Raw genomic sequence first — 23,630 nt, forward strand, 5'->3', positions numbered from 1 at the left:
GTGGCGATGGTCCGGGTTACCCTGCGATCGGAGGCGGGTCATCGCGGTCCCTGTCTGGGGTCACGATCATGATGACAGCCCGATCGTTGGGTGCCCTTGCGCGATACCGTCAGGCTGTGACCGGTGCCCGGGCTCGGGGTGATCGCAGGGCGTGGGGGATGCACATCCTCCTCGCCGGTGCGATTCTGTTCGCCGTCGCGGCCGCCAATGGAAGGCCCTCGGTCTTCGCCGACACGGCCTGGTATTATTCGCAGGGCGAGTATCTCGCTTGGCGGCTGGGCATCGCGCTGCCGGACCTCGACGAGAACCGCCTGACCGATCCGACCTCGGTCATGCCGGACTCGCAAGCGATGCGCGATAAGATCCCGGCAACGATCGCGGGCGGCCGATCGCCATTTTACGGACTCGTCCTCGTCCTCGCGGTCCGATTCGGAACGCTGTGGCTCCTCGCCGGGGGGCAGGCGCTCCTGGCGGCGTGGACGATCTATGTCCTGACCCGCAGGCTGCTGCCGGTGGCCACGCCCCTTCTGTACCAGGGCGTGATCCTGGTGCTCGGTCTCGGTACAAGCCTGCCGTTCTTCGCCGCCTTCGCGATGCCGGACCTCTATGCCGGGCTGCTGATTATCGCCGTCACCCTCCTCGCCGTCTGCCCCGAGCGGCTCTCCGCCGTTGAGCGCGTCATGCTGTGGGGGCTGCTCGTGGCGAGCCTGACGTTCCATGCCGTCAACATCGCGCTCGCGGTCGGCCTCTCGGGCCTCGCGCTCGCGATCCTGGCCGCATCCCGGACGCCACCAACGGTGATCGCGATCCGTGCGGGATGGCTCGCCCTGTCGATCCTGGTTGCCATGTCGATGACCTGGGCCTTCGGCGCGCTCTACCAAGCGGATGCCGGTGTTGCTCAGCGCGCGCCCCCCTTTCTCATGGCGCGCCTCCTCGCGGACGGGCCGGGCCGAGACTATCTGACGGCCCTGTGCCCGAACGGCGTCAGCCCGACCCTGTGCCGGTTCGCGGATCGACCGTTCACCAGCGAGGATGAGATCCTCTGGTCGGAGGATCCCGCGAAGGGGGTGTTTTCCGTCTCGGATTACGCGACCCGGGACAGATTACGGGACGAGGAGGCGGCCTTCGTGACCGCCGTCGTCCCCCGCGCGCCTGTCGCCATCGTCGCCCGTCTTCTGAGCAACGGGCTGCAGCAGCTCATAACCTTCTATGTCTGGGAGCCGATGAAGTCGCCGGCCCTATTCCTGCAGTTTCCATGGTGGCATCGAACCGCCATCCTGCGCATCGTTCCCGATATGAAAGCCTGTGAGGCGGCGCCGGATACCTGCGATGTGAGAGCGAATCCGCTTTTCGTCGCGGTCCTTCACATCGCCATCGTGATGCTGGCGTGGATCCTCATCGTCTGGGCCATCTTCAAGACGCGGTGCTTCGGCCTCTTCGCGCGCGCGCGGGTGAACGGTTCCGACCCGTCCTCTCACTTGGCCGGGGCCGTCATCCTGATCCCGATGGGCGTGATCCTGAACGCGCTGATCTGTGGGGCAGCATCCGGCGTCTTCGCCCGCTACCAGGCGCGGGTCATCTGGCTGATCCCCCTTCTGGCCTTGCTGATCGCCGCTCGGCTCTGGCAGACCAGGCGGACGCGATCGCAGGATCCGAAGCTGCTTTAGACGAGCCTGCACCGATCCGTCGGCTATGCGCCGGCGCCAATGGGACGGAGGCGCGTGAGGACGTGCAGCTTCCGGCCGAAGACCCTGTTCAGCGGGAAGGGGTAGAGCGGGATCGCGGTGCTCGTCGTGTCAACGGACAGGCGCGCCTCGTTGAACAGGGCGTCCCACTGCTTCGACGATTGATAATTGTAAGGCAGGGCGACGCCATGGGGCGCGTTGCCGACCCAGTCCATCAGGGCGAGCGTCAGGTGGTCGAACCTGGTCTCCGATCGATGGTCCTTGATGATCACATGGTGCCGGGTGACGCGGGCGGCCTCCCGGAGGAGCTGAACCGGGTCCTCGGTGTGGTGCAGGACGTCGACGAAGGTGATGACATCCCACGATCGATCCGGGAACGGCAACGTCCTGCCGTCGAACGGGCGCACCGGGATGATCGTGTCCGGCCGCACCAGGACATCGATCCCTTCGATGTGAAGATCGGGCCGGATCGTGCGGCAGAGCCCCGCGATGGTCCCGTCACCGCACCCGACGTCGAGAACGGTCGCGGCGCGGGGCAGCAGACCGGTCAGCGCATCGGCGAGCACGCGCGTCCGCCGGTCGAAGATCAGATCGCCATGGAGTTTTCCGATCCACGCCTTCACAGGCCGGCCCCCTCGACACCGCAACGCCCTGGCGCAACGTCATACCCCGAATAGGGTCGGAAAGGTTATCAACGCGGGCACTATTTTGTCGCCGACGCTGGGACGTCGCTCACCCGCGTGCCGCCGCGAGTTCTGCGCCGTACCGCTCCTGCGCGTCGCGTTCCACCGGGACCGCGTCGTCGGGCACCGGGATCATGAAGCGCTCGGCCCCCTCGGCGACGACGATGTCGGGCCGGACGCCCTCGATGGAGGCCCAGTCGAGCGACGTGCTCCACAGGACGTGCAATTCCCGCAACGTCTTCGCCAGCAGGATCGTCAGCATGTACGGCATGACCGGTCGTCTCCTCCGGCCGCTCGTACGGGCCGCGGACATCGTTCGTCCCGGTCGTCAGGAACAGCCATCCGTCCTGTCCGACATGGATATGGGCGGTGTGGTTTGGCACCGCGGTCACCCTCGTGAGGCGTTCGCCCGGGCCGAGCCCGGCCGCCGGCTTTACAGCATCGCCCCGGATCTGGGACGATGCGGCCGCGAATTCGGCAGCAAGGCGCGGGATGCCGGGCCGGCGGCGGACGGCCAGGATGATGCACCGCCCCTCGCTCGCCAGGCCGTGTCCGTCATGCCCCTCCTCGTCGCCCCCGCCAAGCCTGCGAGTGCCGTCGCCATGAATGTCGTTCCGAGGCCCGATCCGGCGACGGATCCCGATGCCGAACGCTGGGCGGCGCTCCTCGCCCGCGACGCGCGGGCGGACGGCACCTTCGTGTACGCGGTCCGCACCACCGGCGTGTATTGCCGCCCGAGCTGTCCGTCGCGGACCGCCCGGCCCGAGAACGTCACCTTCCACCGGACCTGCGCCGAGGCCGAGGCCGCCGGCTTCCGCCCGTGCCGGCGCTGCCGTCCCGACGCGCCCGGCCTCGCCGAGCGCCGGGCCGAGGCGGTCGCCCGTGCCTGCCGGCTGATCGAGACGGCGGAGACCGAACCGTCGCTCGCCGCACTTGCCCGGACCGCGGGGATGAGCGCCTATCACTTCCACCGGGTGTTCAAGGCCGCCACCGGCGTGACGCCGCGGGCCTACGCCGCCGCCCATCGGGCCGCGGGGCTCGCCGCCCGGTTGCCCGGTGCAGCCTCGGTCACCGAGGCCATCTACGAAGCCGGCTACGGCGCGGCGAGCCGCTTCTACGCGGAGGGCGCCGCACGCCTCGGCATGGCGCCGGCGCTGTACCGGAAGGGCGGGGCGGGCCTGCGCATTCGGTTCGGGATCGGCGCCTGTTCCCTGGGCGCGATCTTGGTGGCGGCGACCGACCGAGGCATCTGCGCGATCCTGCTCGGCGACGCGCCCGAACCGCTCCTTCAGGATCTTCAGGACCGATTTCCGGGGGCGGAGATCGAGGGCGGCGATCCGGCCTTCGAGGACTGGATGGCACGCGTCATCGGCCTCGTGGAGGCGCCGGGGCGCGGCCTCGATCTGCCCCTCGACATCCGCGGCACCGCCTTCCAGCAGCGGGTCTGGGAGGCATTGCGGCGCATCCCCGTGGGCTCGACCGCGAGCTATGCGGAGATCGCCCGCGCCATCGGGCTCCCCGCGGCGACCCGGGCGGTGGCCCAGGCCTGCGGCGCGAATGCGATCGCGGTCGCGATACCCTGTCACCGGGTGGTCCGCTCGGATGGGGCGCTGTCCGGCTATCGCTGGGGCGTGGCGCGCAAGCGTGACCTGCTTCAGCGCGAGGCGGAGGGCTTTCCGTTATGCAGTGATCCCGTCCCTACTTAGGGAGGGAGTGCGGGTGTCAGATCGGCACGGCACCCTCTGACACGGCCCTAGCGACGGCCGCCCGGCGGCCCTCCTGGCCCACCGAATCCACCGCCAGGCCCGCCGAAGCCCCCCGGACCGCCTCCCGGACCTCCGGGGCCGCCGAATCCGCCAAGGCCGACCGGGAAGGCGCCGGGGCCGCCCGGTGGCGGAACGCCCGGTCCAACCCGCGGCGCCCCGAAGCCGCCCGGACCCTCGCCACCGGAGATCGGCCCACCCCCGGGCCGCGTATCGATGCCCAATCCCCGCGGTTCACCGGAGCCGCCGATGCCGCCCGACCGCCCCCCGGGCTCCGCGCCGAAGCGGCCTGGCAACTCGTCGGGCAGGTTGCGCAGGTCCAGGCGATCGCGCTCCCGTTCGAAACCCGGGCTTTCGCGCTGCGGCGATACGGGGGCGATGCGGTCCTCGATCCGCAGACGCTCAACCGTCAGGTCGCCGTCCCGGGCGATGCCGGCGGTCAACACGGCGCGGACGCTTCCCTGTCGCGGCACCGTCGCTCCCGGTCGGCCGGTGACCCGGTAGCCGGAGCCGATGTCGAGCCCCCCGCCTGCGCGGCCGATATAGGCCTCGATCGAGACCTGCTTCAGCCCCGGCGGGAAGGGCAGGCCGATCTGAGCGGCGTTGGTGGTGCGCAGGACCCCGTCCGCCGCCGAGCCTGTCACCAGGGCGCGCTTGCCCGGGGGCAGGGTGTCGGCCCCCGTCAGGCGTAAGGCCCCGATCAGGAGGGCGCCGTCCGCCCCGCGCCGCACCGGTCCGGCGACCCGGTCCGGCCCGGCGTCCCGCGGCTCGATGAGGCTGGCCACGATCACCCCGTCCGGTCGCCGCAGCCCGCTCACCGCGACCCGCGCCCCGGGCTTCCAGTCGCCGGTCAGGCCTGCGGTCGAAACGCGCTGGCCCAGCACGATCATCCGCCCCGGCGTGATCGCCTCCACGGGCCCCACCACCTCGCTGGTCACGTCGATCCGGCGCGTGGCGAGGCCGCCGCCCTCCGGCCGTGCCACCACGTGGACGACCTGCCCGATCTTCAGGTCGGTGGCCTTCGCGGCGGCGCCGTCGATGCGCACCTCCACCTCCGGCGGATAGGCGATGCGCAGGTCGTTGACGACGATCGATCCGAAGCGCCGGATCGTGCCGATCACCCCGGTGCCGCCGATGCCGCGGTCGCCTTCGCCAAGCGGGTTCTCGCGCGGCGCATCGGTCCGCATCATGCCGGTGCCGCCGATGCCCTGGTCGCGCGGCGCGTCCTGCGGCCATACGGAAGCCGGCCGCAGCAACGCTGCGCCCGCGAGGAGGCGCAGGACGAACCGGCGGTTGGGCTGGGTCCGCACCGGCCGGCCCCTCAGCGCCCGTCCGTGGGCCGCGCCGACGGCGCGGCCTCCGCATAGACGTAGAGGCCGAAATTCCAACGGTGATCGCCGCCCGGATCCTCCTGGCAGGCGGCGTGCGCCTCCCGATTGGCCTGCTGCAGCGCCTCCATGGCGATCTCGCGGGCCCGCGCCTCGAGCTTGGCCGCCAGTTCCTGCGAGAGCCCGTCATAATGGACGGCCCGCTCCAGGAACCGCGGCTTGTCGCCAACGATATTGGCGACGGCGGCCGCGATATGGTCGTGCAGGTTGCGGCCGAAATAGTAGAGCTGCGGCCCCTCGGCGCCGTCGCCCCGCGGCACATAAGCGGCTTCCGCCAGCACGATCCGATCCTGCGCATCCGTGAAGGCGAGGCCGCGGTCGAGCCACTCGTCCAGGACTGCGCGGGGGCGTAGGTCCCGCGTCACCCCGGCTACCAGCGTCTCGAAGGAGGGCGCGTTGTCCTCGGCGGTCCGCGGCAGCGGCAGGGGATGGCCCTGCGGGTCGGTGAAGGCCGGGTCGGCGATCCAGCGGGCGATGATCCGGCTGGTGCGTGACACCACCGCGGGCACCGCGCTCACGGGGGCGCCGGCCCCGCGCAGGCGCCGCACCTCCTTACGGTGGATGCCGGTGAGTAGGGAGACGCGGCTGTCGGTCTGCTCCTTGCCGGACAGGGCGAAGTCGTACTCGGCCACGTTCACGTAGAGCTCGCGCAGGAGATCGGTGAGAGCCGGGAATGTGATGCCGCGTGCCACCAGCAAGCGCACGAGCGGCCGCAGAAGCCGTGCCAGGGGCGCGTGCAGGGCCGCGCCTTCTTGCGGTGTTTCGGCGGTCTCGGACATTGGATCATCGATACCGCATGTTGCGTGGGAGACAATCCCACAACGTGCGCCGACGCACTCGGAAACGTCGTTTCCGCGTTGACGTGGGATTTTTGCACACGTAGGTTGCTGGCGTGGTCAAATTTCCCACACGACCTGCGGAGAGATGTCATGACGGCCGAGACGCGCATTCACGTCGGGAACGCGCTGCCACCCCTCCGGATCGAGGACTTGGCCGTCAATCGGTCCTGCACGGACAACCCAATGCCGCGGCTCGGGCGCATCCTGTGCGTCCTCGCCGCCCTCGCACTGCCCGCCTTCGGTATCGCTGCTGCGGATACGGTCCACCGCATCGGCGGCACGAAGGCGTCGCAGGCCGCCGCTCCCGTCAACCCCTCAGACGGGGCGGCGGCACCCACGCGGGCGGTCACGCCCGCACGTGTCCTCAGGACCGCCAGGACGGCCCTGCGCGCCACCGGACATGCGGAGATACGGTCGTGATCGCCCTGTCCAAGATCGAGCGCGACGCCATGCGGCCGGCGCCCACCTGCGGTGGCGCGCCCGTCCTCGATCTCGCGCTCTGCCTGATCCTCTCGGTGACCGTGGTCGGCCTGCTGCTGCTGGCCTTCTGACCCGCGGCTTCGGGCCGCCCCACACAAGAGACCCCCATGACGATATCGTTTCGCGCCGCTTGCCTCGGCGCCGCGGCAGGCTGTGCCGCGCTGAGCGCCCAGGCCGCGGATCTGCCCCGTCGCGCGCCGCCTCCGCCGCTCCCGCTGCCGCCGGCCTTCACCTGGACCGGCTTCTATGCCGGCGTGAACGCCGGCTACGCCTTCAACACGGGCAGCGGCGGCTTCACCGATCCGACCTACGGCACGGTCACCGGGGGAAACCGGTCCGGCGGCTTCGCTGGCGGCGGGCAGGTCGGCTACAACTATCAGTTCACGCCGGGCTCCGGCTTCGTGATCGGCGTCGAGACCGACATCCAGGGCACGGCCTTCGCCAAGGCGGATGCGGCCTATCTTGGCACGACGCCCTATTACAGCGTCCGTCCGAGCCTCGACTATTTCGGGACGGTCCGCGGCCGGCTCGGCTACGCCTTCGACCGCGTGCTGATCTACGGGACCGGCGGCTTTGCGTATGGCGGTGGCTCCCGTTCGTCCTACGCCGCCTCCTACCCCTACACGCTGCCCGGGACAGACCGGACGGGCTACGCCGCGGGTGGCGGCATCGAGTACGCCTTCACCGAGAAGCTGTCGGCCAAGGTGGAAGCCCTGTACCTCCATCTCGACCGGGGTTTCGCCGGGACGACATACTACAGCGCTGGCGTCCCGGCGTATTATGGTGCCGGCAAACAGGATTCAGGGTTCGCCCTGGTCCGAGCTGGGGTGAACTACCGTTTCTAATCAGTATTGAGGCAAACGGATCTTGACGGACCGGCCGGGTTGAGGCGCTATGCACGGCGTTCGGCTCTACGACGTCATAGGCCGGTCGTGCGTGACCACGGCTGGTCCGGAAGCGGCGGTGCCGAATGCCGCACGGGTGCCGCCGCGCGGTATCGGGGCCTTTCCGACAGGATCGTCCGTGAGCACTCTGCGCCTGCACGTCCCCGCGGCGATGCTTCTCGCCCTTTCGATCTCCGCCATCGCCGCATCGGCCCAGGAGATCATCCCGCCCGGGCCGACCGGGCGGGGCGCCGTTCTGATCTACGGCAATTTCTGCGGACCGGGGAACCGCGGTCCCGGCTACAGGCCGATCGACGCGCTCGACCGCGCCTGTGCGCACCACGATCTCTGCTCAGCCGACATGATGTCGGGCAATCTGACGGCCTGCGCCTGCAATCATCGTCTGGAGGTCGAGGCGGGCATGGTCGCCCGCGACCCGCGCGCGCCGGCCCACACCCGCGAGACGGCGCAGTTCATCGCCGATTTCGCGGCGGCGCTGCCCTGCCAATAGGGCGCGCCGCCGGCCCGCTCAGGCGGCGTCGGCCGGGTTGGCTGCCGCCTTGGGACCGCCCTTCGCGACGCCCACCAGGGCCGGGCGCAGCACCCGGTCGCCGATGACGTAGCCCGACTGCACAACCTGCACGACGGTGCCGGCGGGCACGTCCGGGTTCGGCACCTCGAACATCGCCTGATGCCGGTTCGGATCGAACTTCTGACCCTGCGGCTCCACGATCTTCACGCCGTGCCGCTCCAGGGTCTTGGCGAGGTCGCGCTCGGTGAGCTCGATGCCGTCGATGAGCCCCTTCAGCGCGCCGTCGGCCGTGGCCTTCGCGTCGGCCGGCACGCTGTCCAGGGCGCGGCGGATGTTGTCGGCGACGTTCAGCACGTCCCGGGCGAAATTCGTGACCGCGTAGGCGCGGGCGTCGGCGACCTCACGCTCCGTGCGGCGGCGCAGATTCTCCATCTCGGCGAGCGTGCGCAGCGTCCGGTCCTTCAGCTCGTCGCGCTCGGCGGTGAGCAGGGCCAGGGTCTCCGCGATCGGATCGACGGACGCCTCGGCGCCGTGACCCGCGGAGGCGGGATCCTGGGCCGCACCGGCACCGGCCTCGACCGTGGTCTGGCGCTGGTCATCCTGGGGCATGTCGTTGCTCGTCATCGTGTTTCAGTCGTTCGGGAGAGGGGTTCAGGCACGCGGAACCGGCGCTGATATCTGGCCCGGGGCCAGCGAAATCAACCCGTTGCTCACGCCTCGCGCGGCGGCGGTGCCGCGACCAGCGCCTCCAGGCCCCCGGCCTTGAGGGCGGCGACGTCGCCGGCGAACACATCCATCACGGCCCCGCGAATCGCGGCCTGCCGGTCGGGCTGCGTCACCCGGGTGCCGGTGAGGTCGGTGACGTAGAAGACGTCCACCGCCCGCTCGCCGAAGGTCGCCACATGCGCCGAGGTGATGTTGAGCGACAGCCGGCCGAACGCGGTGGTCAATTCGTAGAGCAGGCCCGGCCGGTCGAGGCCGGTGACCTCCACGACGGTTTCCCGGCTCGACAGGGCGTTGTCGATGATCACGTCCGGCGGCACCGGGAAGGTCTTAGCGCGCGTGGTCGTCGGCGGATGCTTGTCGGCCATGAGGTCGGCGATGCGGATCTCGCCCTTCAGCGCCCGCTCGATCGACGCCGTGATGCGCTTCGTCCGGCGCAATTCGTCCTCGTCCCGCTCGAAGGCGCGGGAGATGACGATCGTGTCGAGGGCGAACCCGTCCGTCGTCGTGAAGATCTGTGCGTCGACGATGTTGCTGCCCGCCGCCGCGCAGGCGCCGGTGACGATGGCGAGCAGCCGCGGATGATCCGGCGAGTAGATCGTGATCTCGGTGACCCCCCGCACGGGGTCGAGGGCGAAATCGGTGGCGCTGGTGCGGCCGTCGCTCAGCGCCTCGCGCAGGAACAGCGCGTTCTTCAGCTGGCGCACGCCATCGACCTTGAGCCAGTAGGCCTGCCCGTGCCGGCTCGCATAGGCGTCGAACTCCTCCGATGACCATCCTGGCAGCCGCTCGCGCAGGCCCATCTGGACGAGGCGCACCCGGTCGGTGCGGGCGATCTCGGAATGGCCGCCCGACAGGTAGACCTCGGTCTCGTCGTAGAGGGTCCGGATCAGGGTGCCCTTCCAGGCGGTCCAGACGCCGGGGCCCACCGCCGTGATGTCGGCGACCGTCAGGATCGTGAGGAGCTTCAGCCGCTCCAGACTCTGTACGCTGGCGGCGAAACGCTCGATCGTCTTCGCGTCCGACAGGTCGCGGCTCTGGGCGGTCATCGACATCAGCAGGTGATGTTCCACGAGCCAGCAGACCGTCTCGGTCTCGGCCTGGTTCAGGCCGAACCGGGGGCAGAGTTTTTCCGCGATGGCGGCGCCCGCGATCGAGTGATCCTCCGGCCGGCCCTTGGCGATGTCGTGGAGCAGGATCGCCACGTAGAGCGCCGTCCGATTGTGGATCGTGTGCGCGAGGCGCGAGACCAGCGGGTAGGTTTCCTGGTTGCGGCCCGATTCGATGTCGGCCAGCACGCCGACCGTGCGCAGCAGGTGCTCGTCCACCGTGAAGTGGTGGTACATGTTGAACTGCATCATCGCGACGATGCGGCCGAAATCCGGGATGAACCGGCCGAGCACGCCCGCCTCGTTCATTTCCCGCAGGGCTTCTTCGGGGGCGTTGCGCGAGGTGAGGAGGTCGAGGAACAGGCGGTTGGCGTCCGGGTCCCCCCGCAGCGACGGGTTGATGAGCCGCAGCGAGCGGTTGGCGAGCCGCTTGGCGTCCGGATGGATCGCGAGGTTGTGCCGGTCGGCGAGCCAGAACAGGCGGATCAGATTGACGGGGTCGCGCTCGAAGGCGTCCTCGGCGCGCAGGTTGACCCGGCCGTGGTCGATCCAGAAATCCTCAGCCTCCATGGCGGTGGCCCGGAACCGGTCCCGGAACCGGCCGATCCAGCGATCGAGCACTGGCGTGCGCTTGGCGTGGCGCGCCTCCAGCTCCGCGCAGACGATGGCGGTCAGGTCGCCGACATCCTTGGCGAAGCGAAAATACGCCTTCATGAAGCGCTCGACGCCCGAGAGGCCGCCGCGCGCCTCGTAGCCGAATCGCTCGGCGATCCGCGGCTGCAGGCCGAAGGACAGGCGCTCCTCGGCGCGCTTCGTCACGAAGTGCATGTGGCAGCGCACACGCCACAGGAACTCCTCGCAGCGCTCGAACAGCGCGTATTCCTCCGGGGTGAACAGGCCGGCGCTGACGAGCTCGGCCTGATCGCGCACCCGGTAGGTGTATTTGGCGATCCAGAACAGCGTGTTGAGATCGCGCAGGCCCCCCTTGCCGTCCTTGACGTTGGGCTCGACGAGGTAGCGGGACGAGCCGGCCTTCGAGACGCGCAGGTCGCGCTCACGCAGCTTCGCCTCCACGAACTCGGCGGCCGAGCCGACCACGAGTTCCATGTCGAAGCGCGTCACCAGCTCCTCGAACAGGGTCCGCGAGCCGAACAGGAACCGCGCTTCCAGCAGGGCGGTCCGGATGGTCATGTCGGCCCGCGCCTCGCGCAGGCATTCCTCCACGGACCGCGTCGCGTGGCCGACCTTCAGCTTCAGGTCCCACAGCACGTAGAGCATCGCCTCGACGACGCTTTCCGACCATGCGGTCTGCTTGTAGGGCAGCAGGAACAGCAGATCGATGTCCGAGCCCGGCGCCATCGTGCCCCGTCCGTAGCCGCCGGTGGCGACCACGGCGAGCTGCTCACCGGTGGAGGGGTTGTCATTGGGATAGAGCCGCCAGACCACGGCGTCGTGAATCGCCCGGACCACCGCGTCGGTGAGGTTCGAGAGCATCTGCGCGCAGTGCAGGCCGTTGCGGTCCGCGAGGAGCTGAGCCTCGGCGGCGCGGTGGCCCTCCTCGATCACCCGGCGCAAATGCGGGACCAGCGCGGCCCGGAGCTTGGTGGGCTCGCGGGCCTCGCGATCGAGGTTTTCCAGGACCGTGGCAAGGGCGGCAACGGGATCGAACATAGCTCCCGTTAGCATGATAAGCCTACGCCGCCAGCCATGCAGCGCGGCAGCCCGGGTCGCTGTGCCCGCGTATCATTACTCCGCCGCCGGCAGGTCGAGGGCCAGAAGCCGCGCCGTCCGGCTCCGGGTGGTCCTGCGCGTCTGCGCGTGATCGGTCTGGCGCCGGGCATCGGCGATCGCCGCGTGAACCCCGTCGACCGCCAGGATCAGCGCGCTCACCGTGCGCGTATCGATGCTGCGCTCCCGGGCGTAGCAGACCACGTCGGCCACAAGCCCGTCGGTCTCCACCGCGAGGGCGTCGAGCGCCTCGATCTGGGTCGCCGCCCGCACCTCGCCCATGATGGCGAGCAGGCGATCGAGAACGAAATCCACGCGCTCGCGGCGCTTGCGGGCGAGCCGCTGCCCCAGCCACGCGAAGCCCGAGCCGATCGTCCCGCCGAAGAAGGCGAACAGATAGATGTAATCCTCGTAGCGGTCGAGGAAGGTCTGCTGCTCGCGCTCGAAATAGTCGACCGCCCCGGGATGGTTCGGCAGCCGGGCCGAGGTCGCCGCCACCGTGGTGTCGAAGTCGGGGGCCTTCATCAGCTTGGCGACGGGGGCCGTGGAGGCGAGCCGCGAGCGCCACTCGAACAGGTGCTGCGTCGCCGACGCGACTGCGACCCGGCTCACCGTGCCGCGGGCCATCAGGCGGTAGGAGGCGCCGACCGTCTTGATCTCCTCGTCGGGGCGCTTCGGGCGCCCACCGAAGGTCCCCGCCGGGATGGTCACCGCCTGCAGTTCGGGGAAACGCTGCAGGATCGCATCGCCGTCGGGGATCGAGACGAAGCCGATCTTGCGTTCCGGCGAGCCCAGCTCGACGGCATGGACCATCGCGGCCGCGATCTTCGAGGCCGGGCTCGCGATGACGGCGACCGCATCGACCCGTTTGTCGTTGAGCGCGGCCGTCACATCGCCGACTTTCAGCGGCACCACCACCACGTGGCCGGTCTCCGCCTCCTCGGTTGCAGCGCCGTCCTCGAGCACCGTCTCGCCCCGGTTCTCGGGCACGAGATCGTAGAAGGAGAGCAGGTTCGTCAGAAAGGGCAGATCGGCGCTGTGGCGCACGACGATACCGAGCCGCTTGCGCGCCAGGGCCGGGATGTCGTCGATATCGGCCGCCTCAGGCGCCGCGATGACCAGGGCCTCGTCGTGCAGGATCGCCAGCGTCAGGCCGTTTTCGGGCAGGAACACGTCCGGGCGGACCACGGCGAGATCGGCCTTGTTCCGCTGGAGCGCCATCGCGCTGTCACGGACATCGCCGTAACGCACCACCTTGAGGCGGACATCCTCGCGAGCCCGGTCGAGGGCGCCCGCATAAGCTTCGATCAGTGCGGCTTCGGGGCCGTCCTGGGGGCCGACCGCCACCGTGAGCGTGTTCGGGCGCGACAGATAGACGATCGCAGCCGCGACCGCGGCAAGCCCCAGGGCCACCAGGACCAGGAGCCATTCGCGCCGCATCAGAGACGCCGCCAGAGCGTGGAGGCGCTGCCGCCACGGGGGTCGGGGACGATCGGGCGAGGGACTGTGGTTCGGGCCATGGCCGAGCCTGTCGCGTTGCGCGCGTTCCATACCCAAGTCATGGAACGCAAACCTGTCGAGATCGTGAAGAACCGGTGAAACGACCATTCGTTGCAGAACCCGGACCGGACGGCCGCCAAGCCGCCGTTCCGCCACCGAAGCCGATCAGCCCGACCTGGCTCGAACGGTCGGCGCTGCACTACCTCGAGCGCTACAGCGCCTCCACCGAGATGCTGCGCCGGACCCTGGCGCGGCGGGTCGAGAAGCGGGCGCGGCTGCGCGGCGAGGATCCGGCGGCCTTCGCCGAAATGATCGCCGCCACCGTGGCGCGGGCGATCTCGGCCGGCCTCGTGGACGATGCGCGCTTTACGGAGACCCGGGTCGCAACCCTGCGCCGCCGGGGCACGTCGAGCCGGGGCGTCTCGGCCAAGCTCGCCGCCAAGGGCGTTCCGCGCGACGTGGTCGAGGCCGCCATGCAGGCCGAGCGCGATGCCGTTCCGGAGGGGGAGGCCGCCGATATCGAGGCGCAGGCTGCGCAAGCCTATGCCAAGCGGCGGCGGCTCGGGCCGTTTCGCCGGCCGGACCAGCGGGCGGCGTACCGCGACCGGGATCTCGCCGCGATGGCCCGGGCCGGGTTTGCCTACGCCCTCGCCCGGCACGTGGTCGATGCGGAGGTGGAGGAGACGGAATTACGGGTGCGGCATCGCGACCTGGGGTGAAGGGTGGCTCGCCCTTGCACCTTGGGCCGTGTCGTTCATTGTCTGTTCGATGGATGAGACCCTCGCCAAAAAGCTGCGCATCCTGGCCGATGCCGCAAAATACGATGCCTCCTGCGCGTCCTCGGCCGCGCCGAAGCGGGCCGCCGGCAAGGACGGTCTTGGGTCCACGACCGGCGCCGGGATCTGCCACGCCTACACACCGGACGGGCGCTGCGTCTCGCTGCTGAAGATCCTGCTGACCAACTGGTGCCTGTTCGACTGCGCCTATTGTATCAATCGCCGTTCTTCGAACGTGCGGCGAGCGAAATTCTCGGTCGAGGAGGTCGTGAACCTCACCCTCAATTTCTACAAGCGAAACTACATCGAGGGCCTGTTCCTGTCCTCGGGCATCATCAAGTCGCCTGACCACACGATGGAGTTGCTGACCCGGGTGGCGAAGTCGCTCCGGCGCGATCATGGCTTTGCCGGCTATATCCATCTGAAGTCGATCCCGGAGGCGAGTCCCTGGCTGATCGAGGAGGCGGGCCTCTACGCTGACCGCCTGTCGATCAACGTCGAACTGCCCACTGAGGCGAGCCTGCAGCAGTTGGCACCGGAGAAGGACGGCGCCGCGATTCAGGGCGCCATGGCGCAGATCGGTGAGCGGATTGTGCAGGCCAAGGCCGAGAAGCGGCGCTTCTCGCCGGCCGGGCACTCGACGCAGGTGATCGTCGGGGCGGATGCCACCACCGACGAGGCGCTGATCCGCAAGAGCGCGCTGCTCTACGGCAGCGTCGGTTTGAAGCGGGTCTACTACTCGGCCTTCAGCCCGATCCCGGACGGGTCCGCGATCCTGCCGCCGAAGCCGCCACCGCTCCAGCGCGAGCATCGTCTGTACCAGGCCGATTGGCTGCTGCGGTACTACGAATTCACCCCCGACGAGGTGGCCGATGCCTCCGAAGGCGGGATGCTCGCCCTCGATATCGACCCGAAGCTCGCCTGGGCGCTCAAGCACCGCGAGAAATTCCCCGTCGATGTGAACAAGGCCGATCGGGAATGGCTGCTGCGGGTGCCGGGGCTCGGGGCGCGGGCGGTCGATAAGATCGTAGCGGCCCGCCGCCACGCGACCCTGCGCCTGGATGACGTCGCGCGGCTGACGTCGGGCTTGAAGCGGGCGCGACCATTCCTGGTGGCTGCCGATCACCGTCCGGTGGGGCTGACCGATCGGCTGGATCTGCGTGCGCGGCTTGTCGAGCCGGCGACGCAGCTAAGCCTGTTCTGATGAGGCTCGGAACCACGACTCTTCCTTCCCCCCCTGCGGGAGGAGGGGATGCGCCCGCGCCGTGCGCGATCACCCTGCGCCCGGGTGCCGATCTCGACGGCTTCCGCAGCGCCGCCCGGAGCCTTGTCGCGCAGCGCGTCCCGCCCGAGGCGGTGACGTGGTCGATCACAGATTCCCCTGGCCTATTCGGTAGCGATGCCGAAGCCACTCAAGCCGCGCCGCTCGCTCTCCCCAAACCCGTCGCCGCGCTGATCCCGCAGGTGATCCCCCACCGCGACCCGGAGCGCTACGGCCTGCTCTACGCCCTGATCTGGCGCGTCTGCCACGGCGAGCGGCACTTGATGGAGGTCGGCAGCGATCCACTGGTTCATCGCCTCCACCGGATGGCGAAGGCGATCGGGCGCGATCTGCACAAGATGCACGCCTTCCTGCGCTTCCGCCGGGCCGAAAACAGCGGCGGCGAGCACTTCGTCGCGTGGTTCGAGCCCGACCACCATATCCTTGAGGCGGCGGCCCCGTTCTTCGTCAACCGCTTCCGCGGGATGCGCTGGTCGATCCTGACGCCGGAGGGCTCGGCCCACTGGGACACCGAGACTCTGACCCTCGGACCTCCGGGCGACCGCGGAAAACTCCCCGAGGGCGACGGGTTCGAGGCCGGCTGGCAGACCTATTACGAGAGCACGTTCAACCCGGCCCGCACCAACCTGAAGGCCATGCGGGCCGAGATGCCGAAAAAATACTGGCACAACATGCCCGAGACCGCCGCGATCCCCGCCCTGGTCCGGGCGGCGGCCGGGCGCACCGAAGCGATGATCGAGAGGGAGCCGATCTTGCCCACACGCCGCGAACCCGCCCGCGCCGTCGCCGCGATGGCCGACCAGGATCCCAAGACCCTCGACGCGCTGAACGCCATCATCCGCAGGACCGAGCCGCTGGTCCCGGGCGCCACCCAGGCCGTGCTGGGCGAAGGGCCGGTCGGCGCCACCATCGCCTTCGTGGGCGAGCAACCGGGCGACCAGGAGGACCGGCAGGGCCGGCCCTTCGTCGGACCCGCCGGACAGCTCCTCTCCCGCGCCATGGCGGAAGCCGGGATCGACCGGGGGGCGAGCTACCTCACGAATGCGGTCAAACATTTCAAATTCGAGGAGCGCGGCAAGCGCCGCATCCACCAGAAGCCGACGGCCGGCGAGGTCAGCCATTACCGCTGGTGGCTCGATCGGGAACTGGAATTCGTCGCCCCCAAGCTCGTGGTGGCGCTCGGCGCGACCGCCGTGCTGGCGCTGACCGGCAAGGCGGTGCCGATCACCCGGGCGCGCGGCCCGTTCCGGTTCGAGCGGCACGACAACCGCTTTCAGGGCTTCATCACGGTCCACCCCTCCTATCTGCTGCGCTTGCCCGACGAGGCGAAGGCGGAGGCCTACGCGGCCTTCGTGGACGACCTGCGCCGGGTGGAGGCGCTCGGGCAAGAGCTCGCGGCGTGATCCTCTCCGCCTCGCGTTCTGTTATGCTGGCGGGCGCCGATTCTCCGAGTTCTGCCACCATGGACAAGCTCGCCGCCCTCGATATCCTGCGTGCCAACGAGCCGGAACTGCGCCGCCGCGGGGTCCTGCACGCGGCCCTGTTCGGTTCGGTCGCTCGCGGCGAGGCGGGGACGGAGAGCGACCTCGACGTGATGATCGAGATCGACGCGCCCGTCGTCGGCGGTGTCTATGGCTATGTCGGGCTGTGCCACTTCATCGATGACCTGTTTCCGATCCGGGTCGACGTTGCGAATCGGGCGACGCTGAAGGCGCGGGTCCGCACGCACGCAGAGCGCGATGCCGTTTTCGCCTTCTGAGCGCGAGCGGACCGCCTGCGCAGACATCATCGCCAACGCGGATCGCGCCACTCGCTTCGTGGCCGGATTCACGCTTGAGACCTTCGAGGCGGACGAGCGCACGCATTTCGCAGTCGTCCGCTGCCTGGAGATCGTTTCGGAGGCGAGCCGCCGGTTGAGCGCCGAGACCAAGGCCCGGCATCCGGGCCTGCCGTGGCGACAGATCGCGGATGCGGGCAACGTCTATCGCCACAGCTACGATCGCGTGACGCTGGACATCGTCTGGCTCACCGTCCACCACGAGTTGCCCGTTCTCGTCGCGGCCTGCCGCGCCGAGCTGGACCGCGCGCCCGATTCCTGATCGCCCCCGAGCCGCCCGAGCCCCATGACCGACGCGAAGCCCGACGCGAGCCCCGAGACCAAACCCGTCGGCCCCGGCGATCAGGTGATCCTGGTCGACGGCTCGTCGTTCATCTTCCGGGCTTATTTCCAGTCGATCAACCAGGACCAGAAGTACAATTCGCGTCCCTCCGACGGGCTGCCCACCGGCGCCGTGCGGCTGTTCTGCACCAAGATCGCGCAGTTCCTGCAGGATGGCGCCGCCGGCACGATGCCGAGCCATCTGGGCATCGTCTTCGACAAGTCCGAGGGCTCGTTCCGCAAGGAGATGTTCCCGGACTACAAGGGCCACCGCCCGGACGCGCCGGACGACCTCAAGCGCCAGATGCCGCTGATGCGCGACGCGGTGCGCGCCTTCGGCCTGCACGCCGTTGAGCTGCAGCGCTACGAGGCCGACGACCTGATCGCCACCTACACCCGCCAGGCCGAGGCGCGGGGCGCGGGTGTCATCATCGTCTCCTCCGACAAGGATCTGATGCAGCTCGTGGGGCCGCAGGTGCGGTTCTACGATTTCGAATCCGGCGCCAAGGGCAAGCCCGGCTATCGGCCGGAGCGCAACCTCGATGTCGAGGCGATCATCGCCAAGTGGGAGGGCCTGCAGCCCAACCAGATCGGCGACGCGCTGGCGCTGATCGGCGACACCTCCGACAACGTGCCCGGCGTCCCTGGCATCGGGTTGAAGACCGCCGCAGCCCTGATCAAGGAATTCGGCAGCCTCGACGCGCTGCTGGAGCGGGCCAGCGAGATCAAGCAGCCCAAGCGCCGGGAAACCCTGCTCGCCAGCATCGATCAGGCGCGGCTCTCGCGAAAGCTCGTGGCGCTGATGGAGGACGTGCCGGTCCCGGTGCCGCTGGACGAGCTCGGCGTGCCCAAGCCCGACCCGGAGAAGCTCGTCGGCTTCCTGAAGGCGATGGAGTTCAACACCCTGACCCGCCGCATCGCCCAGATGCTGCACGTCGATCCCGAGGCGGTGAAGCCCGATCCGCGGCTCCTGCCCGGCGCCCGGCCGCATGGCGATAGCAACGGCGCAGGGGGCAGCGACGCGGTGCCGTTCTTCGGCGATTCCGTGCCGCCGGACCCCGAGACCGCGGCGGCGGGCGCCGAGCGCCCACCGGGGGCCGCCCCGCCGGAGGGCGGCGAGATCGATCCCTTCGCGGATCTCGACCTGCCGGACGCCCCCGCCAAGCCCCGGGCGCCCGTCGAGGCGACGCCGGGCAATGTCGTGGCGGCACGCGCCGCTGAGGCGGTGGCGCCGTTCGATACCGCCGCCTACGAGACCGTCGCGAGCCTGGAGCAGCTCGACGCCTGGATCGCGGAAAGCCAGGAAGCCGGGGTGATCGCGGTCGACACCGAGACCGACGCCCTCGATGCCCACAAGGCCGGCCTCGTCGGCGTCTCGCTGGCGGTGGCGACCGGCCGGGCCTGCTACATCCCGCTCGCCCACATCCAGGCCGTGAAGGTGCAGGCCGACGCCACCGACCTGTTCGGTGAGGGCGCTGCGGCCTCCGACGTGGCCGAACCGGTGCCCGGCCAGATCCCCCTGAAGGAGGCCATCGCCCGGTTGAAGCCGCTCCTGGAGAACCCGGGCGTTCTGAAGGTCGGCCAGAACCTGAAATACGATTGGGTCGTGCTCGCCCGCTACGGCATCGAGATCGCGCCCTTCGACGACACGATGCTGATCTCCTACGTGCTCGACGCCGGCAAGGGCGGCCACGGCATGGACGAGCTGGCCCGTCGCCATCTCGGCCACCAGCCGATCACGTTCTCCGATGTGGCCGGCACCGGCCGCAACAAGGTCACGTTTGACCGCGTCGCCATCGATAAGGCCACCGCCTACGCCGCTGAGGACGCGGACGTCACTTTGCGCCTGTGGCGGATGATGAAGCCGCGCCTCGTGGCCGAGCACCGGGTCGCGGTCTACGAGACCCTGGAGCGGCCCCTGCTGCCGGTGATCGCCCGGATGGAGCAGCGGGGCATCCGGGTCGACCGGGAGATGCTGAGCCGGCTCTCGGGCGACTTCTCGCAGATCCTCGTCCGCCTTGAGGAGGAGATCCAGGAGGATGCCGGCGAGAAGTTCTCGGTCGGCTCGCCGAAGCAGATCGGCGATATCCTGTTCGGGAAGATGGGCTTGCCGGGGGCCAAGAAGACGCCCTCCGGCCAATGGGCGACGCCGGCCACGTTGCTGGAGGAACTGGCCCAGGCGGGGCACGAACTCCCGAAAAAGATCCTGGAATACCGCCAGCTCTCGAAGCTGAAATCCACCTACACGGATTCGCTCCAGACCCATGCGGATCGCGAGACGGCGCGAGTCCACACCTCGTTCTCCCTGGCGGCGACCACCACCGGGCGGCTGTCCTCGTCCGAGCCGAACCTGCAAAACATCCCGATCCGCACCGAGGAGGGCCGGCGCATCCGCCGCGCCTTCGTGGCGGCGCCCGGCAACCGGCTGATCTCAGCTGACTATTCTCAGATCGAGCTGCGGCTGCTCGCCCACATGGCTGACATCCCGGAGCTGCGGAAGGCGTTCGCGGATGGGATCGACATCCATGCGGCCACGGCCTCCGCAATGTTCGGCGTGCCGCTCAAGGAGATGACGCCGGATCTCCGGCGCCGGGCCAAGACCATCAATTTCGGCATCATCTACGGCATCTCGGCCTTCGGGCTGGCCGACCGGCTCGGAATCGGGCGCGAGGAGGCCTCGGCGTTCATCAAGCAGTATTTCGAGCAGTTCCCGGGGATCCGCGATTACATCGACACCACCAAGCGCAGCTGCCGCGACAAGGGCTACGTCACCACCCTGTTCGGCCGGGTCTGCCACTATCCGCAGATCCGCTCCAACAACCCGTCCGAGCGTGCCAGCGTCGAGCGGCAGGCGATCAACGCGCCGATCCAGGGCTCGGCCGCCGACATCATCCGCCGGGCCATGACCCGGATGGAGGCGGCGCTGGCGGCTAAGAAGCTCAAGGCGCAGATGCTGCTGCAGGTCCACGATGAGCTGGTGTTCGAGGTCTCCGAGGACGAGGTGGATGCGGCGATTCCGGTTATCGCCGGGGTGATGGAGCAGGCGCCGGCGCCGGCTCTTACACTCCGCGTGCCGCTGGTCGTGGAGGCCAAGGCGGCCGGGAACTGGCAGGAGGCGCATTGAGGGCGCGGCAACCGCGAACGATGCATCGCCGGCCTAAATCCGGCACGGACGAAGCCGCACGATGCCGGATGTCCAATCCATCACCCTCATCCTGAGGTGCCCGCGTCAGCGGGCCTCGAAGGAGGGCTCCAGGCATCAAAGCGACTTCTGGAGGGCTCCTTCGAGGCCTTCGCTGCGCTGCGGCACCTCAGGATGAGGGCGCGGATTGGATCGAGGTTAAACCGCTTTGTCCTCGCGAACGGAGCGAGCGTTCCCTCAGAACACCGGCAATGAACGCATCCTTGGCCGGTCGATAGAGCGCCATCGGCCAGTCCTGATGCGCCCGCTTGAGCGCGTTGTAGCGCTCCACGAGCGCGGGATCAGACCGTAAAGCGTCCGCAAAGTGATGAAACACGTCGAGGGTGCCCCCTTTGACGGTCAATTGCACACCGAGATGCGGGGTCCGGCTTGCATCGGCGAAGGCCGAAAACGCATCGGTTCGGATCGACCCTACGTTTCGGGCGAAGAGCCGTGCGAGCCGTTCATCGGCTGCGGCAAAGTCGGCGCGCGCGACGCGCACCACCATGTCGAGATCGCCCTTGGTCAGGCAGCCGGGTATGGCAGTCGCCCCAACGTGTCGGATCTCCGCCGACATGGGAAGTTGCGGGTGCAACTGGTCGGTGACCGTCTGGAACAGGCGTTCGGCCGCGGCACGCGCTGCGTCGCAGTCGGCTGCGAGGCGAAAAAATGAATCGTCCGTCATGGGGTCCGCCTGCGACCTTCCACGATTGACCCTCTTCAAGCGTCCTTAAGTTGCAGATCGATAGCGTCGTCTTGGAGATGCCGCCAAAGCCGGTCATACGCCGTACGCCCATGACGTGTCCCGTTCCCACCCCGTGACCGACCCACTCGCCTTCCTCGCCGGCGGCGGCGAAGCCGCGCGCATGATCCGCGCGCGCGACTGGACCGGCCACCCCCTCGGCCCCCCGGAAACCTGGCCGGCCGACTTCCGCGCGGCACTCTCCCTCGTGCTCAACTCGCCGGAATCGATGATCCTGGCCTGGGGGGCCGATCTCCACTTCTTCTTCAACGACACCTACTTCCCGCTGCTGGGGCCGCGGCTGCCCTGGGCCATGGGGGCGCGTTTCGATGAAGTCTGGGCGGATGCCTGGGATCAGGCCAAGCCGATCATCGACGCCGCCCAGGCGGGCCGGCCGGAGCGTTTCGTCGACCTGCCCTGGCAGCTCGACACCGACCGGGGCGCCCGGGACACGTGGTGGACCTTCTCGTACTCGCGCGTCCTCGATGCCACGGGCGCGGTCGCCGGGCTGTTCATCCTCACCAATGAGACCACCGGCCGGGTTCTAGCGGATTCCGCCCTGGTCGAGAGCCGCGCCCAGCTCGAATCCGCGCTCACGGAACTCGGCAGCCTCAACGCCACCCTGGCCCATCAGGTCGCGGAGCGGACCGCCGACCGCAACGCCCTGTGGACGCTCTCCACCGACATGATGCTGCGCAGCCTGTTCGACGGGACCATCACCGCGGTGAACCCGGCCTGGACCGAGGTGCTGGGCTGGCAGGCGGACGAACTCGTCGGCACCAACCTGATGAACCTCATCCACCCGGACGATGTGGAGCGCACGATCGAGGGGGGCGGGCGCCTTGCGGCCGGCGAGCGTCTGACGCGCTTCGACAACCGCTACCGCCACCGGGACGGCGGCCACCGCTGGATCAGCTGGGCGGCCCGGCCCGGCGATGGGGTGATCAACGCGGTCGGGCGCGACTTCACCGCCGAGCGCGAGCGCGCCGACGCCCTGGCGGCCGCCGAGGAGGCCCTGCGGCAGTCGCAGAAGATGGAGGCGGTGGGCCAGCTCACCGGCGGCCTCGCCCACGACTTCAACAACCTGCTGGCCGGCATCTCCGGCTCGCTGGAGCTGATCCAGACCCGGCTCAGCCAGGGCCGGATGATGGATGTCGATCGCTACATCAACGCCGCCCAGGGCGCGGCCCGGCGTGCTGCCGCCTTGACGCACCGGCTGCTCGCCTTCTCACGCCGGCAGACGCTGGATCCCAAGCCCACCGACGTGAACCGGCTGGTCGCCGGCATGGAGGAACTGATCCGGCGCACCGTGGGGCCTTCCATCGCGGTGGAGGTGGCGGGCGAGCCCGGCCTGTGGCCGGCCCTGGTCGATCCGCCGCAGCTCGAGAACGCGCTGCTCAACCTGTGCATCAACGCCCGGGACGCGATGCCGGAGGGGGGCCGGATCGCCATCCGGACCGCCAACGCGCGGCTCGACACGGAAGCCGCCCAGCGCCACGACATGCCGCCGGGGCCGTATCTCTCGCTCTGCGTCACCGATACCGGCACCGGGATGCCGCCGGAGGTCGTGGCGCGGGTGTTCGAGCCGTTCTTCACCACCAGGCCCCTGGGGCAGGGCACGGGCCTCGGCCTGTCGATGATCTACGGCTTCGCCCAGCAATCCGGCGGGCAGGTGCGGATCGACTCGGAGGTCGGCCGGGGCACGACGGTGTGCCTCTACCTGCCCCGCCACGGCGGCGCGGTGCCGGACGAGGATCCCCTTGCGACGCTCGGCGCGCCGCCCCGGGCCGCCCCGGGGGAGACCGTGCTGGTCGTCGATGACGAGCCGACGGTCCGGATGCTGGTGACGGAGGTTCTGGAGGATCTCGGCTACACCGCGATCGAGGCCGCCGACGGCGTCGCCGGGCTCAAGGTGCTGCAATCCGACGTGCGGATCGATCTGCTGGTAACCGATGTCGGGCTGCCCGGCGGGATGAACGGGCGCCAGATGGCCGAGGCGGGCCGCGAGAAGCGTCCGGGGCTCAAGGTGCTGTTCATCACCGGCTACGCGGAGGCGACGGTGCTGGGCCACGGCCAGCTCGCCCCCGGCATGCAGGTGATCACCAAGCCGTTCGTGGTCGAGGTGCTGGGCGCGCGCATCCGGGAGATGATCGGGACGGCTTGACCGCGCGGCCGGC

General features: G+C 69.5%; 21 protein-coding genes. 13 read left to right on the plus strand and 8 right to left on the minus strand.

The window, feature by feature from the left end; translation table 11 throughout:
• The first annotated feature begins 158 nt into the window (after nt 1–158).
• Nucleotides 159–1,667 (plus strand): hypothetical protein, encoded by a 1,509-nt coding sequence (locus MKK88_RS17830; protein WP_244001999.1) that lies wholly within the window; start codon nt 159–161, stop codon nt 1,665–1,667.
• Between the two features lie 23 nt (nt 1,668–1,690).
• Here the strand turns inward: MKK88_RS17830 and MKK88_RS17835 are convergent, their stop codons facing one another.
• Together MKK88_RS17835 and MKK88_RS17840 are read right to left on the minus strand one after the other, a co-directional pair.
• Nucleotides 1,691–2,308 (minus strand): class I SAM-dependent methyltransferase, encoded by a 618-nt coding sequence (locus MKK88_RS17835; RefSeq protein ID WP_244002001.1) that lies wholly within the window; start codon nt 2,306–2,308, stop codon nt 1,691–1,693.
• Between the two features lie 109 nt (nt 2,309–2,417).
• The gene (locus MKK88_RS17840; protein ID WP_244002003.1) at nt 2,418–2,639 is read right to left on the minus strand and encodes a hypothetical protein; all 222 of its coding nucleotides are present in this window, start codon (nt 2,637–2,639) and stop codon (nt 2,418–2,420) included.
• Between the two features lie 331 nt (nt 2,640–2,970).
• Between MKK88_RS17840 and ada the strand changes: the two genes are divergently transcribed.
• Nucleotides 2,971–4,074 (plus strand): bifunctional DNA-binding transcriptional regulator/O6-methylguanine-DNA methyltransferase Ada, encoded by a 1,104-nt coding sequence (gene ada, locus MKK88_RS17845; RefSeq protein WP_244002074.1) that lies wholly within the window; start codon nt 2,971–2,973, stop codon nt 4,072–4,074.
• Nucleotides 4,075–4,121: 47 nt separating this feature from the next.
• Here the strand turns inward: ada and MKK88_RS17850 are convergent, their stop codons facing one another.
• Both MKK88_RS17850 and MKK88_RS17855 read right to left on the minus strand, forming a co-directional pair.
• Entirely contained in the window at nt 4,122–5,441 is a 1,320-nt protein-coding gene (locus MKK88_RS17850; RefSeq protein ID WP_244002005.1) for a DUF5666 domain-containing protein, read from the minus strand.
• An 11-nt stretch (nt 5,442–5,452) separates the two neighbouring features.
• Nucleotides 5,453–6,298, minus strand: coding sequence for a DUF6502 family protein (locus MKK88_RS17855; protein ID WP_244002006.1), 846 nt, complete (start codon nt 6,296–6,298; stop codon nt 5,453–5,455).
• A gap of 150 nt (nt 6,299–6,448) precedes the next feature.
• Between MKK88_RS17855 and MKK88_RS17860 the strand changes: the two genes are divergently transcribed.
• The 4 genes from MKK88_RS17860 to MKK88_RS17870 all read left to right on the plus strand — a co-directional run bounded on the left by MKK88_RS17860 (nt 6,449) and on the right by MKK88_RS17870 (nt 8,233).
• The gene (locus MKK88_RS17860; RefSeq protein WP_244002008.1) at nt 6,449–6,778 is read left to right on the plus strand and encodes a hypothetical protein; all 330 of its coding nucleotides are present in this window, start codon (nt 6,449–6,451) and stop codon (nt 6,776–6,778) included.
• Nucleotides 6,775–6,909 (plus strand): hypothetical protein, encoded by a 135-nt coding sequence (locus tag MKK88_RS33880; RefSeq protein WP_279602378.1) that lies wholly within the window; start codon nt 6,775–6,777, stop codon nt 6,907–6,909. The genes MKK88_RS17860 and MKK88_RS33880 overlap by 4 nt, the downstream gene beginning before the upstream one ends.
• 36 nt (nt 6,910–6,945) lie before the next feature.
• Entirely contained in the window at nt 6,946–7,683 is a 738-nt protein-coding gene (locus MKK88_RS17865; protein WP_244002010.1) for an outer membrane protein, read from the plus strand.
• A gap of 178 nt (nt 7,684–7,861) precedes the next feature.
• Nucleotides 7,862–8,233, plus strand: coding sequence for a hypothetical protein (locus MKK88_RS17870; protein ID WP_313902325.1), 372 nt, complete (start codon nt 7,862–7,864; stop codon nt 8,231–8,233).
• A gap of 18 nt (nt 8,234–8,251) precedes the next feature.
• Here MKK88_RS17870 and grpE read toward each other — a convergent pair whose 3' ends face one another.
• The 3 genes from grpE to MKK88_RS17885 all read right to left on the minus strand — a co-directional run bounded on the left by grpE (nt 8,252) and on the right by MKK88_RS17885 (nt 13,254).
• Nucleotides 8,252–8,863: a nucleotide exchange factor GrpE gene (gene grpE, locus MKK88_RS17875; protein ID WP_244002012.1), complete on the minus strand. Its 612-nt coding sequence runs from the start codon at nt 8,861–8,863 to the stop codon at nt 8,252–8,254.
• Nucleotides 8,864–8,964: 101 nt separating this feature from the next.
• The gene (locus tag MKK88_RS17880) at nt 8,965–11,757 is read right to left on the minus strand and encodes a [protein-PII] uridylyltransferase (RefSeq protein ID WP_244002014.1); all 2,793 of its coding nucleotides are present in this window, start codon (nt 11,755–11,757) and stop codon (nt 8,965–8,967) included.
• Between the two features lie 75 nt (nt 11,758–11,832).
• Nucleotides 11,833–13,254: a TAXI family TRAP transporter solute-binding subunit gene (locus tag MKK88_RS17885; RefSeq protein ID WP_244002016.1), complete on the minus strand. Its 1,422-nt coding sequence runs from the start codon at nt 13,252–13,254 to the stop codon at nt 11,833–11,835.
• Between the two features lie 224 nt (nt 13,255–13,478).
• Between MKK88_RS17885 and MKK88_RS17890 the strand changes: the two genes are divergently transcribed.
• From MKK88_RS17890 to polA, 6 genes are read left to right on the plus strand one after another with little or no spacing between them, the layout of a single operon-like run.
• A complete protein-coding gene (locus MKK88_RS17890) occupies nt 13,479–14,033 on the plus strand; it encodes a regulatory protein RecX (RefSeq protein WP_244002078.1) in 555 nt (184 codons plus the stop codon).
• Between the two features lie 49 nt (nt 14,034–14,082).
• The gene (locus MKK88_RS17895) at nt 14,083–15,294 is read left to right on the plus strand and encodes a putative DNA modification/repair radical SAM protein (protein ID WP_244002018.1); all 1,212 of its coding nucleotides are present in this window, start codon (nt 14,083–14,085) and stop codon (nt 15,292–15,294) included.
• Nucleotides 15,294–16,775 carry a UdgX family uracil-DNA binding protein gene (locus MKK88_RS17900; RefSeq protein ID WP_244002020.1) on the plus strand — a complete coding sequence of 494 codons (1,482 nt, stop codon included), beginning with the start codon at nt 15,294–15,296 and terminating at the stop codon, nt 16,773–16,775. The genes MKK88_RS17895 and MKK88_RS17900 overlap by 1 nt, the downstream gene beginning before the upstream one ends.
• A 59-nt stretch (nt 16,776–16,834) precedes the next feature.
• Nucleotides 16,835–17,131, plus strand: coding sequence for a nucleotidyltransferase family protein (locus tag MKK88_RS17905; RefSeq protein ID WP_244002023.1), 297 nt, complete (start codon nt 16,835–16,837; stop codon nt 17,129–17,131).
• Nucleotides 17,112–17,471, plus strand: coding sequence for a DUF86 domain-containing protein (locus tag MKK88_RS17910; RefSeq protein ID WP_244002025.1), 360 nt, complete (start codon nt 17,112–17,114; stop codon nt 17,469–17,471). The genes MKK88_RS17905 and MKK88_RS17910 overlap by 20 nt, the downstream gene beginning before the upstream one ends.
• A 24-nt stretch (nt 17,472–17,495) precedes the next feature.
• Nucleotides 17,496–20,654 carry a DNA polymerase I gene (gene polA / locus MKK88_RS17915; RefSeq protein ID WP_244002027.1) on the plus strand — a complete coding sequence of 1,053 codons (3,159 nt, stop codon included), beginning with the start codon at nt 17,496–17,498 and terminating at the stop codon, nt 20,652–20,654.
• A gap of 187 nt (nt 20,655–20,841) precedes the next feature.
• On the opposite strand, the gene MKK88_RS17920 is transcribed toward polA, so the two are convergent.
• On the minus strand, nt 20,842–21,396 hold the full coding sequence (locus tag MKK88_RS17920) for a GrpB family protein (protein ID WP_244002029.1): 555 nt from the start codon (nt 21,394–21,396) through the stop codon (nt 20,842–20,844).
• Nucleotides 21,397–21,529: 133 nt separating this feature from the next.
• Between MKK88_RS17920 and MKK88_RS17925 the strand changes: the two genes are divergently transcribed.
• On the plus strand, nt 21,530–23,617 hold the full coding sequence (locus tag MKK88_RS17925) for a PAS domain-containing sensor histidine kinase (RefSeq protein ID WP_244002031.1): 2,088 nt from the start codon (nt 21,530–21,532) through the stop codon (nt 23,615–23,617).
• The last annotated feature ends 13 nt before the right edge of the window (nt 23,618–23,630 follow it).

The sequence above is a fragment of the Methylobacterium sp. E-005 genome, assembly GCF_022829725.1.
GTDB lineage: Bacteria > Pseudomonadota > Alphaproteobacteria > Rhizobiales > Beijerinckiaceae > Methylobacterium.

Bases quoted from the DNA above. Each gene is read 5' to 3' on its own strand.
- MKK88_RS17830 (WP_244001999.1), top strand. From the start codon at position 159: ATGCACATCCTCCTCGCCGGTGCGATTCTGTTCGCCGTCGCGGCCGCC.
- MKK88_RS17840 (WP_244002003.1), bottom strand. From the start codon at position 2,639: ATGCCGTACATGCTGACGATCCTGCTGGCGAAGACGTTGCGGGAATTG.
- ada (WP_244002074.1), top strand. From the start codon at position 2,971: ATGAATGTCGTTCCGAGGCCCGATCCGGCGACGGATCCCGATGCCGAA.
- MKK88_RS17855 (WP_244002006.1), bottom strand. From the start codon at position 6,298: ATGTCCGAGACCGCCGAAACACCGCAAGAAGGCGCGGCCCTGCACGCG.
- MKK88_RS17860 (WP_244002008.1), top strand. From the start codon at position 6,449: ATGACGGCCGAGACGCGCATTCACGTCGGGAACGCGCTGCCACCCCTC.
- MKK88_RS17865 (WP_244002010.1), top strand. From the start codon at position 6,946: ATGACGATATCGTTTCGCGCCGCTTGCCTCGGCGCCGCGGCAGGCTGT.
- grpE (WP_244002012.1), bottom strand. From the start codon at position 8,863: ATGCCCCAGGATGACCAGCGCCAGACCACGGTCGAGGCCGGTGCCGGT.
- MKK88_RS17880 (WP_244002014.1), bottom strand. From the start codon at position 11,757: ATGTTCGATCCCGTTGCCGCCCTTGCCACGGTCCTGGAAAACCTCGAT.
- MKK88_RS17885 (WP_244002016.1), bottom strand. From the start codon at position 13,254: ATGCGGCGCGAATGGCTCCTGGTCCTGGTGGCCCTGGGGCTTGCCGCG.
- MKK88_RS17895 (WP_244002018.1), top strand. From the start codon at position 14,083: ATGGATGAGACCCTCGCCAAAAAGCTGCGCATCCTGGCCGATGCCGCA.
- MKK88_RS17900 (WP_244002020.1), top strand. From the start codon at position 15,294: ATGAGGCTCGGAACCACGACTCTTCCTTCCCCCCCTGCGGGAGGAGGG.
- MKK88_RS17905 (WP_244002023.1), top strand. From the start codon at position 16,835: ATGGACAAGCTCGCCGCCCTCGATATCCTGCGTGCCAACGAGCCGGAA.
- MKK88_RS17910 (WP_244002025.1), top strand. From the start codon at position 17,112: ATGCCGTTTTCGCCTTCTGAGCGCGAGCGGACCGCCTGCGCAGACATC.
- polA (WP_244002027.1), top strand. From the start codon at position 17,496: ATGACCGACGCGAAGCCCGACGCGAGCCCCGAGACCAAACCCGTCGGC.
- MKK88_RS17920 (WP_244002029.1), bottom strand. From the start codon at position 21,396: ATGACGGACGATTCATTTTTTCGCCTCGCAGCCGACTGCGACGCAGCG.